The 15,130-nt window shown below is 38.3% G+C and carries 11 protein-coding genes; 10 read left to right on the forward strand and 1 reads right to left on the reverse strand.

Annotated features, from left to right (window positions below; all coding sequences use genetic code 11):
• The first annotated feature begins 38 nt into the window (after positions 1-38).
• The 8 genes from JML65_RS09255 to JML65_RS09290 all read left to right on the forward strand — a co-directional run bounded on the left by JML65_RS09255 (position 39) and on the right by JML65_RS09290 (position 12,379).
• Positions 39-1,277, forward strand: a complete 1,239-nt coding sequence (locus JML65_RS09255; protein ID WP_047496393.1) for a sulfate adenylyltransferase subunit 1 — start codon at positions 39-41, stop codon at positions 1,275-1,277.
• A 4-nt stretch (positions 1,278-1,281) separates the two neighbouring features.
• Positions 1,282-2,112 carry a serine O-acetyltransferase EpsC gene (gene epsC / locus JML65_RS09260; RefSeq protein WP_202270622.1) on the forward strand — a complete coding sequence of 277 codons (831 nt, stop codon included), beginning with the start codon at positions 1,282-1,284 and terminating at the stop codon, positions 2,110-2,112.
• A gap of 28 nt (positions 2,113-2,140) precedes the next feature.
• On the forward strand, positions 2,141-3,052 hold the full coding sequence (cysK, locus tag JML65_RS09265; RefSeq protein WP_202270623.1) for a cysteine synthase A: 912 nt from the start codon (positions 2,141-2,143) through the stop codon (positions 3,050-3,052).
• A gap of 25 nt (positions 3,053-3,077) precedes the next feature.
• The gene (gene cobA / locus JML65_RS09270) at positions 3,078-3,923 is read left to right on the forward strand and encodes a uroporphyrinogen-III C-methyltransferase (RefSeq protein ID WP_202270624.1); all 846 of its coding nucleotides are present in this window, start codon (positions 3,078-3,080) and stop codon (positions 3,921-3,923) included.
• Positions 3,913-5,625: a sulfite reductase flavoprotein subunit alpha gene (locus JML65_RS09275; RefSeq protein WP_202270625.1), complete on the forward strand. Its 1,713-nt coding sequence runs from the start codon at positions 3,913-3,915 to the stop codon at positions 5,623-5,625. Before cobA ends, JML65_RS09275 begins: the two co-directional genes overlap by 11 nt.
• A gap of 29 nt (positions 5,626-5,654) precedes the next feature.
• On the forward strand, positions 5,655-7,328 hold the full coding sequence (locus JML65_RS09280) for an NADPH-dependent assimilatory sulfite reductase hemoprotein subunit (RefSeq protein ID WP_202270626.1): 1,674 nt from the start codon (positions 5,655-5,657) through the stop codon (positions 7,326-7,328).
• 651 nt (positions 7,329-7,979) lie between these two features.
• Complete coding sequence (locus JML65_RS09285) at positions 7,980-10,856, forward strand: TonB-dependent receptor (protein WP_202270627.1); 2,877 nt, start codon at positions 7,980-7,982, stop codon at positions 10,854-10,856.
• 5 nt (positions 10,857-10,861) lie between these two features.
• Complete coding sequence (locus tag JML65_RS09290; protein WP_202270628.1) at positions 10,862-12,379, forward strand: TSUP family transporter; 1,518 nt, start codon at positions 10,862-10,864, stop codon at positions 12,377-12,379.
• Between the two features lie 64 nt (positions 12,380-12,443).
• On the opposite strand, the gene JML65_RS09295 is transcribed toward JML65_RS09290, so the two are convergent.
• On the reverse strand, positions 12,444-12,914 hold the full coding sequence (locus tag JML65_RS09295; RefSeq protein ID WP_052188738.1) for a DoxX family protein: 471 nt from the start codon (positions 12,912-12,914) through the stop codon (positions 12,444-12,446).
• Positions 12,915-13,651: 737 nt separating this feature from the next.
• On the opposite strand from JML65_RS09295, the gene JML65_RS09300 reads away from it, so the two are divergent.
• Together JML65_RS09300 and JML65_RS09305 are read left to right on the forward strand one after the other, a co-directional pair.
• Positions 13,652-14,443 carry a hypothetical protein gene (locus JML65_RS09300; protein WP_237390820.1) on the forward strand — a complete coding sequence of 264 codons (792 nt, stop codon included), beginning with the start codon at positions 13,652-13,654 and terminating at the stop codon, positions 14,441-14,443.
• 70 nt (positions 14,444-14,513) lie between these two features.
• Positions 14,514-15,128: a hypothetical protein gene (locus tag JML65_RS09305; RefSeq protein WP_202270629.1), complete on the forward strand. Its 615-nt coding sequence runs from the start codon at positions 14,514-14,516 to the stop codon at positions 15,126-15,128.
• The last annotated feature ends 2 nt before the right edge of the window (positions 15,129-15,130 follow it).

Raw genomic sequence — 15,130 nt, forward strand, 5'->3', positions numbered from 1 at the left:
AATTATTATTTATCACGTATTATTTATAATTAAATCAGATGGATATATTAAGATTTATAACAGCAGGAAGCGTAGATGACGGTAAAAGTACCCTGATCGGAAGACTGCTCTACGATAGTAAAAGTATTTTACAGGATCAGCTTGAAGTACTTGAAAAACATTCTAAAAACAAAAACGAAGACGGGGTAGATCTTGCGCTTTTAACAGACGGTTTACGTGCAGAAAGAGAGCAGGGAATCACTATTGATGTGGCTTACCGCTATTTTTCAACCCCAAAGAGAAAATTTATTATTGCTGATGCTCCCGGCCATGTGCAGTATACCCGGAATATGATTACCGGAGCATCCAATTCCGATCTGATGGTTATTCTTATCGATGCCCGTAAAGGAGTGATCGAACAGACGAGAAGACATTCTATCATCGCATCATTACTAAAACTGAAAAAAGTAGCAGTAGCCATCAATAAAATGGATATGGTAGATTATTCTGAAGATGTTTTTGATGCAATAAAGTCCGACTATTCAAAAATTGCGGATAATCTGGGACTGAATGATGTCAGCTATTTCCCGATTTCAGCATTGAAAGGAGATAATATCGTTTCAAAATCTTCCAGAACAGATTGGTACGATGGGAATTCTCTATTGGATTATCTGGAACAGGTAACCCTGCATGAAGAACTGAATACCGGGAACCGTTTCCAGGTTCAGTATGTGATCAGACCTCAAACAGAGGAACTGCATGATTACAGAGGCTACGCAGGGCAGATCATCAGTGGGAAATTTACAAAAGGAGACAAGATTCATATTCTTCCGGCAGGCCTGATCACTGAAATCTCTAAAATTGAGATCAACGGAGAGGAACAAGGAGAAGCGTTTGAAGGGCAGCCTGCCGTTATCCATACTACTCACGATTTAGATATCAGCAGAGGAGATCTTTTTGCTACCGAAGAACAGCTTCCGAATACAGAAAAAGATCTGGAAGTTCTCTTATGCTGGCTGGATCAGAAGCCCCTGCAACCGGGGAATAAATATGTATTGCAGCAAAACAGCAGGCTGGTAAAGGCTGTGGTAAAGGAGGTAGATTACAAGATTAATGTTAATACCCTTACTCAGGAAAAGACAGATACAGAGATCAGGCTTAATGAAATTGTGAAAGTGACACTCCGGACAGCACAGCCTTTGGTCTATGACAGTTTCATCAATAATAAAAAAACAGGATCTGCAATTTTAGTGGATGAAACATCCAATTCTACCGTTGCGGCCTGTATAATTCAATAAAAAAATGGCAGCCCACGATAATTTAATCAAAAGAATCCATCAAAGTAAACAAAATACGACTCATGAATTCTTTGATAAAACAAAAACCAAAGCTTTCGTTAAAGATTTGTATCAGGTGCTTTTTCTTCCCCAAAGAATCGACACCGAGGATCAGTTGAAAAAGAGCTTTGCAGCTTTGCATGACAGCCTTTTTAATATGATCATTACAATAACGGGAAGTGAAGAAGAAGCGGAAACTAATGTGAATACATTCTTTGAGGTTTTACCTGAACTTTATGATCAGCTGGTGCTGGATGCACGGTCTATCCTGCAATTTGATCCTGCAGCAGAATCTATAGAAGAAATATACCTTGCGTATCCCGGATTTTTTGCCACCTATGTATATCGTATTTCCCATCAGCTATGGAATCAGAAGGTTAGGATACTGCCACGTGTCATTTCAGAATATGCCCACAGTAAAACAGGGATTGATATTCATCCAGGGGCCATCATTGGGAAATCATTTTTTATAGATCATGGAACAGGGATCGTCATTGGAGAAACTACGGTCATTGGAAATCATGTCAAGATATATCAGGGAGTCACCCTTGGAGCTTTGAATGTTTCCAAAGAAAAAGCCAATCAGAAAAGACACCCCAATATTGAAGATCATGTGATTATTTATTCGGGAGCCACTATTTTAGGAGGAAGTACAACCATTGGCAGAGAAAGTATTATTGGAGGAAATGTCTGGATCACACAGGATGTTCCGTCTCATTCTCTGGTTTATCATAAAAGTGAAATCAAAATAAAGGATAACAGTTCATTACCGGAATCACTAACCTTTGTTATATAAAACAGAAAACAAAAAAATTATATTGGATATGAAATTTCAGAATACACTGGAAACGATTGGGAATACGCCTGTCGTAAAAATTAATAAGCTTTTCAATTCAGATCATGAAATCTGGATTAAACTAGAAAAAAGCAATCCCGGAGGAAGCATTAAAGACAGAATTGCATTGGCTATGATTGAAGATGCAGAAGCCAAAGGATTATTAAACCAGGACAGCACCATTATAGAGCCGACAAGTGGAAATACAGGAATCGGCCTTGCATTGGTTGCTGCAGTAAAAGGCTACAAACTTATTCTTGTAATGCCTGACAGCATGAGTATTGAAAGACGCAAAATCATGGAAGCTTATGGTGCCCGGTTTGTGCTTACTCCAAGGGAAAAAGGAATGAAAGGGGCCATTGAAAAAGCCAACGAACTGGCAGAGGAAACCCCCAATTCATGGATTCCAAGACAGTTTGATAATCCCGCCAATGTAAATATCCATACAGAAACTACAGCTCAGGAAATTTTAAAAGACTTCCCTGACGGCCTGGATTATATTATTACAGGAGTAGGAACCGGGGGACATATCACCGGCATTGCAAAAGTGGTAAAAGAAGCCTATCCCAATGTAAAAGTATTCGCTGTAGAGCCGGAATTATCTCCTGTATTAAGTGGAGGAAGTCCTGCACCACATCCTTTACAGGGCTTAGGAGCCGGATTTGTACCCTCCATATTAGATATTAGTCTTCTGGACGGAGTGATTACCGTTGGTAAAGAAGAAGCCTATGAATATGCAATCAATGCAGCAAAAAAAGAAGGCCTTTTCGTAGGCGTCTCTACCGGAGCTGCTTTAGCTGCTATAGCAAAACATTTACCTGAAATACAGTCTAACGCTAAAATCCTTACGATCAACTACGATACCGGAGAAAGGTATCTGTCTGTAGAAGGACTCTTCTAAAATCCCCAACTAACACCGACTTTCAATGAAAACAATTATAAAATCACCAAAGGTTTACCTTATCGGTGCAGGGCCCGGCAACCCTGAACTGATTACCGTAAAAGCCGTAAAAGCCATTGCCAAGGCGGATGTCATTTTATGCGACCGTCTTGTAAGTCCCGAGATCCTGGAAACTTACGTCAATGAAAATACAGAAGTCATCTACGTAGGCAAAGAATGTAGTAAAAATGCATCTACTCCTCAGACTCATATCAATACCCTGATGGTTGATTATGCTCTTCAGAATAAAACAGTTGTAAGGCTTAAAGGAGGAGATGTATCCATATTCTCCAATATTCTGGATGAACTGCAGGTTTTAAAAAAACACCATATTCCCTATGAGATCATCCCTGGAATTACAGCCGCTTTAGGAGCAGCAGCATTTGCAGGGATGCCTCTGACAGCAAGAGGATATTCAACATCTGTCCGATTTCTGACCTATTATAAATCTGAAATTCTTACTGAAGAATATTGGAAAGAATTGGCTGCTACCAATGATACCCTTGTTTTTTATATGTCTAAAGGAAATCTTACAGATCTTGTAGAAAAGCTGAAACAGCTTGAAATTTCTAAAGACAAAAAAATAGCGGTTATCGAGCAGGCTACTACACCTTATCAAAAAGTGTATACCTCTTCATTTGATGATTTTAATGAAACTTTTGGAAATAAAAATTTTGCTTCACCTTCGCTGGTGATCATTGGTAAAATAGTACATCTTCATGAAGAATTCTCATGGTTGGAAAATGCAGAACAGGAAGGTTTATATTTTAAATCGGTGGAAAACGGAAGTCTTATATCAAAAACTCAAAATTTCTTTGAATATGCTGTCTGAAACTAAACTGAACGTCCTTAAAAAGATCTCCGGTGATTTTTCCAGAGATGAAGCCATCTGGGCAAGTGGCTATTTGGCAGGTATTGCCGGTGGATCTTCACTCACGGCTACCTTACCACCTTTATCAACTGAAGTTAACCATCAGAATACTGTAAAAAAGATAACCTTAGCGTATGGTACGGAAACCGGAAACAGTAAAAAGCTGGCGACCGGTTTAGCGGGAATTATCAAGAAAAAGGGAATTCAGGTTAAACTGGCAGACCTTTCCCAGTATAAACCAAAAGATCTGGGTAAAGAAGAATTTTTCTTTGTTATCATCAGTACACAGGGAGAAGGAGAACCGCCTCTTCTTGCAAAGAAATTTTACGATTATATCCATGAGAATGAAATCAATCTCACCGATCTGAAATTTGGGGTTTTAGCTCTGGGTGACAGCAGTTATCCTCAGTTTTGCAAAACTGGCGAAGAGGTAGATTACCGTTTTGAAATATTAGGAGGGCAACGTATTATTCCCTTGAAAAGATGCGATATAGACTATGAGCAGGAAGCCGCCCATTGGATAGAACAGGTATTTGAAACCGTGAATAAAACTTCCGATAACCTGTCAAAGAACAGCTCTGCTCCCAAAATATCAGCAGGAAGAAAGAAATACCGGGGAACGGTTTCTTCTCTGATCAATCTGAATGATATTACTTCTAAAAAAGAAACCTATCATATTGAGATAGAAACAGATGAACCGCTTGTATATCAGCCGGGTGCGGCACTGGGTATTATCCCTTTCAATTCAAAATCAGTGGTTGAGGAAATTATCAGCCTCACAGGGATTGATCCTAAAAAGAACATTGAAACCGCAAAAGTAACGGACAGTGTAGAAGAACTCCTCAGCAAACACCTTAATATCAGCTATCTCTTAAAAAATGTAGTCAGCCAATATGCAAAGATCACAGGGCATTCTATTCCTGAAGTACGTTTAAGTCTTCTTGATCTTTTGAGAATTTATCCTGTGAAAACAGCTGAAGAATTTGAAGAAATCATTCAGATCTTAACAGGTCAGGCGCCGCGTCTGTATTCCATATCTTCTTCTTTGGAGGCTCATGGTGAAAATGAAATTCATATCACCGTTGCCAAATCGGAATTCTTTGTTGACCATCAGAAGCACAGCGGTTTGTGCAGTGGGTTTCTAAGTGGGTTTACTGAAGGGGAGATTGTAGATTTCTATATTCAGGATGCCGGCCATTTCAGATTACCTGACGCCGATAAAGATATTATCATGATTGGCCCCGGAACCGGCATTGCTCCTTTCAGATCATTCCTTTGGGAACGGGATGCTATAGGTGCAGAAGGTAGAAACTGGCTCTTTTTCGGAGACCGCAATTTTGTATCAGACTTCATTTATCAGTCTGAACTTCAGGACTTCCTGAAAACAGGCAGCCTCACTCATTTAGACCTTGCTTTTTCCCGGGATACAGCCGAAAAAATCTATGTACAGCACAAATTGGAGCAAAAAGCCCAGGAGGTTTTCCATTGGCTTGAGGGCGGTGCCTCTGTGTATGTATGTGGCGCTAAAGAACCTATGAGTAGAGATGTGCAAGAAACACTCCTCAATATCATTCAGCGTGAGGGAAAACGAAGTAAAGAACAGGCTATTCATTATCTGGAAGACATGGAACTGAGTGGCAGATATGCCAAGGATGTTTATTAAACTGTGATGGACAATTAAAAGAAACAATTATGAGCAATAAAGATAACCTTTCACCGGTAGAAAGAATTAAAACCGGGAGTAACGGCCTTAGGGGAACATTAAAGGAAAGCCTTTCCGATGACTTTACAGGCGCCATCAGAGAAGATGATCAGACCCTGATCAAGTTTCATGGTATGTATCAGCAGGATGACAGAGACAGAAGGGAAGAGAGGGTTTCTAAAAAACTGGAATGGCTGTATTCTTATATGATAAGATTAAGACTTCCCGGGGGATTTTTAACTTCAGATCAATGGATAGGATTGAATGAAACAGCAGAAGATCATTCTACCGGAACCATAAAAATTACAACAAGGCAGACCATCCAGCTGCATGGTATTTTAAAGTCACATTTGAAACCAACCATTCAGAGTTTCAATCTGCAGCATCTTGATTCTATCGCAGCCTGCGGAGATGTCAACAGGAATGTAACGTGTACCGCCAATCCTTCTGAATCACCGCTACACCAGGAGGCTTATGAGCTAGCCGGCAAGATCAGTGAAATGTGCCTTCCGAAGACTCAGTCTTATTATGATATCTGGATTGATGATGAGCTTATTGTAGATCGAAAAGCTGAAGAAGATCCACTGTATCAGGATAGATATCTTCCCAGAAAACTGAAAATAGGAATTGCAGTTCCTCCGAATAATGATGTGGATGTTTTCATCAATGATATCGCCTTGATTGCCATTATTGAGAACAATACAATTGTTGGCTATAATATTGCTGCCGGAGGAGGATTGGGGGCTACTCACGGAAACGAAGCTACCTATGCCCGTCTTGCTTCTGTTCTTGGTTTTGTAGATACTGAGGAAAAAGTACTGCAGGCGGTCTATGAAATTATCACAGTACAAAGAGACTTCGGAAACAGAAGCGACAGAAAATTGTCAAGATTAAAATATACAATTGATAAACTTGGAATTGACCAGTACAGGTCCGAAGTTGAGAAAAGAACAGGATTTAGCTTTGAGCCAGCCAGAGAATTTAAGTTTGAACAGAGAAAAGACCGCTACGGCTGGATTCAAAATCATGAAGGGAAATGGTTTTATACTTTGTTTGTAGAACATGGCCGCGTTTTAGATACCCAGGAATATCCTTTAAAGTCAGGGTTATTAAAAATAGCCCAAACCGGGAAACTTAATTTCCGTTTCAGCTGTAACCAAAACCTTATTCTTGCTGACATCAATGAGGAGGATAAAATTGAAATTGAAAGCCTTCTTCAAGAATATGGGATTTCAGATTATACCGATCAGGCAAGTGCCCTTCGTAAAAATTCTGTTGCCTGCGTAGCCTTAAATACCTGTTCACTGGCCTTAGCGGAAGCACAGCGTTATCTGCCTTCTTTAGTAACTAAAATAGAGCCTATCCTTGAAAGACATGGACTTTTGAAGGAAGACATCACCATCCGTATGACGGGATGCCCCAATGGCTGTGGAAGATCTCCTAATGCGGAAATCGGATTTGTAGGGACTGCTTATGGTAAATATAATCTTCATATTGGAGGGGATAGATTGGGAATGCGCCTTAATACAAAATTTAAAGAAAATATTGGCGAAGAAGAGATTCTTACCACTTTGGATGAACTTTTCGGGATCTATGTAAACAAAAGACATACAGAAGAAACATTTGGTGATTTTTCGTACCGTTACTTACAAACTTTACATTGAAAATAATAGTATGCATCTTATTCGAAACCACAAATTATACTGTTGTCAACCATCCCGTCAAATCTTTGATTTGCCACCCCTCCGGAGGAGGGGAATATACCGTAGCTAAATGGGAATATTCAGGAAAATGAGAGATTTTCAGAAGACTTAGTGGACCTTTTACAAGGCATTATTGTACACGTACTTAAGTGAACTCAAATGTTTATATATAATCTTTTGTCTCTTTTGTGGCTGAAAGCCCCTTAGGCTCAAGCATTCTTTATTAAAAAAACTAAAATTGAAAATATGACTAGCCTTTTTTATGACCGGAAAAAACTAAACCAACAATTTCTTCTTTTAGGCGAACGAATGTGTATGTGTTGTTGATTTTCAAATCACAATACTAATCAGGCTGTTTTTAAACTTTTATAATGTAGTCAACCACCCCGTCAGACCTCTGGTTTGTCACCCCTTCGTAGGAGGGAAATATACCGTACCTAAATTGGAATACTTAGGGAAGTCTGAGTTTTTCAAGAAAATAAGTGTACTTCTTATACACCAAGATTTTCACTTGAAAATAACTAAAGTGTTTAAGGTTTTGTGGTAAAAAAATATGGTGTTTTATTAAAAAAGTTCAGACAGCTTCATTCTCAACCTAAAAAATGAAGAAAAATGAAAAACAAAAAACAAGGAACCTTTCTGCCAAAAGCAGGTATTATTGCCTTTACATTTCTATTTTTTAACCTGGCAGAAGCACAGCAGCAGCTTATTGAATTAAGCGGAATGATCAAAAATACCGGTACAAAAAAAGGTATTGATTCTGTAAAAGTACAGATAGAAAATACGGAAGACACAGCACTAACGGATCAGCTGGGTAATTTTAAGATAAGAACAAGAGTTACCATCCCATTCCGATTGGTGATTAATAAAGACGGCTTTAGCAGTCAAACGGTTGAAGTTCTTTCTTCTTCCAATAAAATAACCATCGGGCTTAATCCTCAGAACACCATTATTGATGCTGTTGTTATTTCAGCATCAAGGCTTCCTGAAAAAATATTAAGATCTCCGATAGCCATTGAAAAAATTGATATCAAAACCATCAGAGAGAGCCCGGCAGCTTCCTTTTATGAAACGTTGGAAAATGTGAAAGGACTTCAATTGCTGACCTCGAGTCTCACATTGAAGATCCCCAATTCCAGAGGCTTCAATTCACCTAATAATTTCCGGTTTATGCAGCTGGTGGATGGCGTAGATGTACAGTCTGCAACACTGGGAGTACCCCTGGGAAATGCAATAGGTCCCACCGAACTGGACATTCAGTCTATGGAAGTGACTCCGGGAGCGGCATCTGCCCTGTATGGGATGAATGCCATTAACGGGTTGGCAAGCCTCCAGACAAAAGATCCTTTTACCTCCCAGGGAATAAGTGTTTACTTTCGTGGTGGGGTTAATCATGTGGACAATGTCAGTCATAAAATATCTTCTCTGGGAGAAAGTGCCATTCGGTTTGCAAAAGTTTTCAATAAAAACTGGGCTGTTAAAGTGAATGCTTCTTACTTCAGTGGGGTAGATTGGATTTCAGACAATCATACGGATCAAAATCCCAATTCACTGATCACTGCCAATCCTCATTTTTCTTTGGCAAATAATCCTGCTGAAGATCTCTGGAATAAATACGGTGACGAAAGAAATAACAGAGTTGCCGTAAAGGTTGACTATAATGGAAAGCCTACGACTTTTAATGTTTCCAGAACAGGATATCTGGAAAAAGACCTGGTAAGTCCGGAGGTGAAAAATATAAAATTTGATGCAGGGCTGTATTACCGCTTTGGAGATCAGTGGAGAGCTTCCTATGTATATCGGTACGGATTACTGGACGGGACATTTCAAAGAGGAAATAAAATCAGGCTACAGAATGCCACCGTTCAAAATCATAAGATAGAACTTACAGGCAAAGAATTGACTTTCAGAGCCTATGTCTCCATTGAAAATACCGGAGATTCCTACAATCTGAAACCGTTAGCCGACAACCTGGATCTCACCAATCTTTCGAATACTAACTGGAAAAACATATTTCAGACAAGTCTTCAGAATAATCTCAATGCGGGGCAAAGCCTCAATAATGCGTTTATTCTGGCCCGTCTGGAAGCTGATAAAAATAGAGCAGTCCCTGGAACTACAGCTTTTGAACAGTTAAAAAATACCATTATCGGAATTAATAACTGGGATTCTGCCAATGCCGGAATTGTAGGAGCACCTGCAACCGGTGGTGCTAAGCTGGAACAAAAATCACGTTTTTATCAGGGCGAGCTCACCTATGATCTGACCCGCTTTGTGAAAATATTCAATCTTCTTGCCGGTGTAGATTACCGATTATACAGTATAACTCCGGATGGGAACAACTTTGTAGACTTCAACAGACCGGTGAGTGAAAGAAATATTCCTTTAGCTAACGGTACATTCGGGAAAGATGTTATCTATCAGAAGTATGGTGTATTTGCTCAGATTACCAAACTTTTCTTTGATGACAAATTAAAACTGAATGCAGCGTTACGGATTGACAGAAATCCAGAATTTGAATCCAAACTGAACCCGAGAATAAGTATTGTTTATTCCCCTGTTAATGAACATAATTTCAGGGCTTCTTTTCAAAACGGATACCGTTTTCCTTCACTTTTTGAGGCACTTTCTTTCGTCAACAACGGAAATGTACGAAGAGTGGGAGGCCTTTCTAAAGTAAATGAAGGATTAGGCTATCTGGAAAATTCTTACACACTGGCTTCTATCGACAGATTTACTTCTGCTGTAAATGCAGATGTAGACGGAGGAAAAAGTCAAAGTCAGGCGGCACAGGATCGTCAACAGCTTTTGACCGTTGCCAACCTGCAAAAACTGCAGCCTGAAAAGATCAATTCATTTGAAGTAGGCTATAAATCTGTATTTTTTAATAATAAACTAGTACTGGACTGGGATTTCTATTACAACATCTACGAAGGGTTTCTTGGCCAGGTAGAAGTTGCCGTTCCTAAAAACAGCCAGGTAGGAAGTAATACAGCTGTTCTCGCTATGCTGGACCGTAGCAAACAGGACCGATACAGAGTCTATACAAACAGTAATACGACCTATAAAAGCTATGGAACTTCTTTAGGAGTCCGGTATAATGTTGTTAAAAATTATAATATCAACGCCAATATCTCTTATAATGACCTTGCTTCCAACAATAATTCGGACCTATTTATTACGGCATTCAATACCCCGAAATGGATGGTTAATGTAAGTGTTGGAAATAGGGAGATTGTTAAGAATATCGGATTTACAGTGGTTGCAAGATGGCAAAACAGCTTTATGTGGGAAAGTCCTTTAGCTTCAGGAGAAATACCGTCTTATTATACCCTAGATGCCCAGGCAACATGGAAACTTCCTGAGATCCATGCGAATATAAAAATAGGGGCTACCAATCTGCTCAACCGCCGTTATTTTCAATACGCCGCCGGACCTGAAATCGGAGGATTGTATTATCTCGCTTTCACCTATGATCTAAAACTTTAATCAAGATGAGTAACTCCCTATATCCCATATTCTTAAAGCTTGAAAACTTGTCATTACTGATTATTGGTGGTGGCAGGATTTCTCTTGAAAAATTAGAATCTGTACTTGGAAATTCACCTGAAACTTCCATAAGACTCGTTGCTAAGGAAATCATACCGGAAGTCAGAGCTTTACAAAATCAATACCCTAATATAACTTTGCATGAAAGACCCTACAACAATAATGATTTTAAGAACACCGATCTGGCCATTGTTGCTGTAAATGATATCGTACTGGCGGAACAGATCAAAGAACAGGCCCATCAGAATAGTGTCTTGGTTAATATTGCAGATAAACCGGATCTGTGTGACTTTTATTTAGGCTCTATTGTGAAAAAAGGAAGCCTTAAAATTGCCATTTCAACCAATGGAAAATCACCAACTATAGCCAAGAGGTTAAGAGAAACATTCACAGAAACTATTCCCGATGAAATGGATCATGTTCTTGATAATATGCAGAATATACGCAACCAGCTAAAGGGAGACTTTAATTATAAAGTAAAAGAACTCAATAAAATAACTACCCAATACTTATCTGACGGAAAGGTCTCTCCGGTAACATCCAATGTAGAAATTGAAAAATTAATCCATATTACCAAAATAGCCCAGAGAAAAGCAAATATTTATCTGGCAATTATTGGAGTTTTGCTGCTCTTTGGAATATTGGGTCTTGTGGTTTATCAGTTCAATCTTTCCGGGGATATTCAGAATTTTCTGAGTAAAGACGGTCATATCTTTTACTGGATGCTTTTTGCAGGTTTTATGGCAGAAATAGTTGCCGGCTCCATGGGAATGGGATATGGCGTGATATGTACTACTATATTGCTTTTGCTCAATGTTCCACCGCCCGTAGTGAGCGCAAGTATTCATTCTGCAGAATCTTTTACTACAGCAGCCGGAGGCTTCAGCCATTACAAATTAGGAAATGTCAATAAAAAAATGGTGTGGGTATTGTTCCCGCTAGCCATCGTAGGTTCTATTATCGGAGCATTAACTCTATCTCATTATGGTGAACATTATGCACATATCGTGAAACCTATTATCGCTTGCTATACTTTATATCTGGGAGTTAATATCCTGAGAAATGCCTTTAAGAACAAAAAAGCCAATCGGATCAGAACAAAACGGAGAACGAATCTCAGAATACTGGGACTGGTGGGTGGCTTTATAGATTCTTTTGCAGGGGGCGGCTGGGGACCTCTGGTTACCGGAACATTAATAAAAGAAGGAAGAATTCCACGGTATGTGGTAGGCAGTTCAACTGTTGCTAAGTTTTTATTAACGGTTACCAGTGCCGTCACTTTTATTTTTACCATTGGGATCCATCATTGGAATATTGTACTGGGGTTACTGTTGGGAGGTGTTTTTACCGCTCCGTTTTCAGCGATGCTTACCTCGAAATTACCCACTAAGAAAATGTTTGCTGTAGTAGGTGTTGTTGTTATTGCCATGAGCCTTATCACCATCATCAAATCTTTTATGTAATACAGACATTAAAAAAGCTCCTTTTGGGAGCTTTTTTAGTTTAAATATGATTCATAAGGGGAGCTTATTTTTTATCAATTCCAAATCCTGTACATCCCTGAAACAGAAATAAGGTCAGGAACATTAAATACAGGGTTTGCGGAAGATAAAGAAAATAGCTCAGCCAGGTAAAAGGATCCATTTCATAAATTCCGGTCTCCGGTTTAATAGGGATAAGTTCTTTTGGAATTGTATTCAGATCATGGGTAAATAATGCGACAAGTATAATGATAATTAAGACCGCAGCACTTATTCTTGTCCATAATCCAAGCATCAGAAACAGCCCAAATATACACTCACAAAAAGCAGTAAAGTGAGCCGTAAACCCAGGAAAGGGAAATCCGATACCACTAATGGTATTGAACATGTATCCCTGAAAAATAGGGTGGAACAGTTTATTAAAGCCTGCGATAAAGAAGAACAGACCAATTAATATACGACATATGATATAAATGGTATTTGTGTTTTTTTCGAATTTTGATCTTATTGTATTCATGATATTTTCTATTTCATTTTTTGATTCATACCTACGACCAGCCCGTAACCAGGACTTTGTCATAGTATTTAATATTTAACAATTGAATAATAGGATAGCCATACTGCCTCCTACCTATTTCATACAGTACAGATTGTTGCCTCATTACCAGTACATATCACAATACATCTTATCATAGGTTGAATAAGACAGTATAGTGTAGCAGTTGATTATATGAGAATTAACAGTTTATTTTAGGAGGGATCCAAATAGAATTAAAAAAGGATGAATAGGCCGGATCATTGTATAAAAAGAAACGGTTTCTTATATCCCGTCCCAATAATGAATTGAATGTAAAAGAAGAAAATGAAGTGGTAAAAAAGGATGAAAAATTATTACAGTAATTGCTGTTGCATTTCATCGGACTTTTAGTATTGTGCTCAAGATAAATCCTGTTACATTCCTGCTCGGAATCTATTTTAAAATGATGAAAAGTCTTTAATACAGCCGTAGAAAAACGGTTATAATCAGCTTTAAGAATAAACAAATGAGACAGTACTAAAAATACACTCAGTATTTTTATATAATGCAATAAACCGGTTTGTTTAAGTGTCATTCGTTTTTCCACTGAGACAAATATACTGAAATATTTATGGCTGGTTTAAATGAATAAAAATAGCTGAAATTGACTAATTAAATTCGTTTTCTATTCAATAGCTTTGTAAAGCAATAATTATTCAATACTAAAGAAGTAGAAAATGATGAAAAATAAGCTATTTTTAACCATATTATCCTTCTCAGGATATATTTTATCAGCGCAGGAAGCAGACAACTCTTTACAGGGTTATTATAAGGCAAGTAATGATAAAACACTTTATAATAGTTTTAATTTTGACGGCAATGGAAAAGTCTTAATATCTGATATGGATTATGGGGATTATTTTACAAGAAATGACAGTCTGATTATTTATCCTGATAAAAGTATATTCATTTTTAAAATCAAAAAAGGAAAACTGACCGGAATCTCAAATTGGGTAGACCAAGGAGTCTGGATTCCCAAAAAAGACAGTTCTGAAATCAATAATAGACACCATCCGGCAGATGCCAAAAAGAAAGCTCAGCTATTAGCCGAATACTATGATAAAACAAAGAGTTCCACCGGATCAGATCTTGATTTTGAAGCATTAGCTTCCGGTAAAACCTCAAAAATTAATGAAGACCTATGTAATAAAGGGTTGGCAAAGGCTTGTATGAATCTTTTTGGGTTAAAAATGTTGGAATATACTCCTGGTCTTTTAACAGATCCTGCGAAGATTTCTTCAAAAAAAATAAAACCTCACCCTGAGTTACTCTCACTATCAAAGAAAATTATAGATCTTGGAGAGCCGGAAGGATATACCGTATTGGGAAGCTATTATTTCACATTGGGATTAAGGGAAAAAGCCTTTAAAACGTGGGAAGAAGGAGAAAAAAACGGAAGTTTAAAATCCGGTAGCACAAAGGCTTTAATTGAGTTCCAGGAAGAACTGGACAAAGAAAATAAAGACTAAAGGTAAGCATACAAATACCTAACAATAAACTAACCAACGATCACCTACCTCAATATCAAACTTTTACAACATGCATTTCAATACAATATATTTTTCATTACTGTCTGTGGCAATGACTCTAAGCTGCAAACCGGAAAAGAAAACCATCCCGGAAACTCAGCCTCATGATACTATTAAGACCCACATAAGCAGTACTAAAGAGCATGATAGCCTTACAAAGAGTAAAAAAATTCCTGTTATTGATACAACAGCAGTACTGATGGCTTTTAAAAAAGCTTCACAGACAGAACAATTTGGTAAGGATTTATATTTCAACTTAAAAGATGAGCTTTCCGGTTCTATTTTTGATTCGGAACGCCCCATTCTTATAGGAGATCTGAATGGAGACCACTTAGAAGATGCTATTATGCCTTTTTCTATTGAAGGACGTGATGGCGGCAATAACTGGGATGCCCATTATGCTGTTTTTATCAATAAAGACGGTCAGCTCAAGTATCAGTATTCTTTCGACAGGGGAGCCGATCTGGCAGAAACACAGACCTTTTTCAAAAGTATAAAAAATGGGGTAGTAGAGGGAATGATAGAACCCGGATTTCATGTTCAGGAAGGAGAAAGTATACCCGTCAATTATATTTACAAAAACAACAGGCTTGTGGAAGTGACACCTCCTTCAAAGGCCAAATAAGA

Source organism: Chryseobacterium sp. KMC2 (genome assembly GCF_016756935.1).
GTDB classification, from domain to species: domain Bacteria; phylum Bacteroidota; class Bacteroidia; order Flavobacteriales; family Weeksellaceae; genus Chryseobacterium; species Chryseobacterium rhizosphaerae.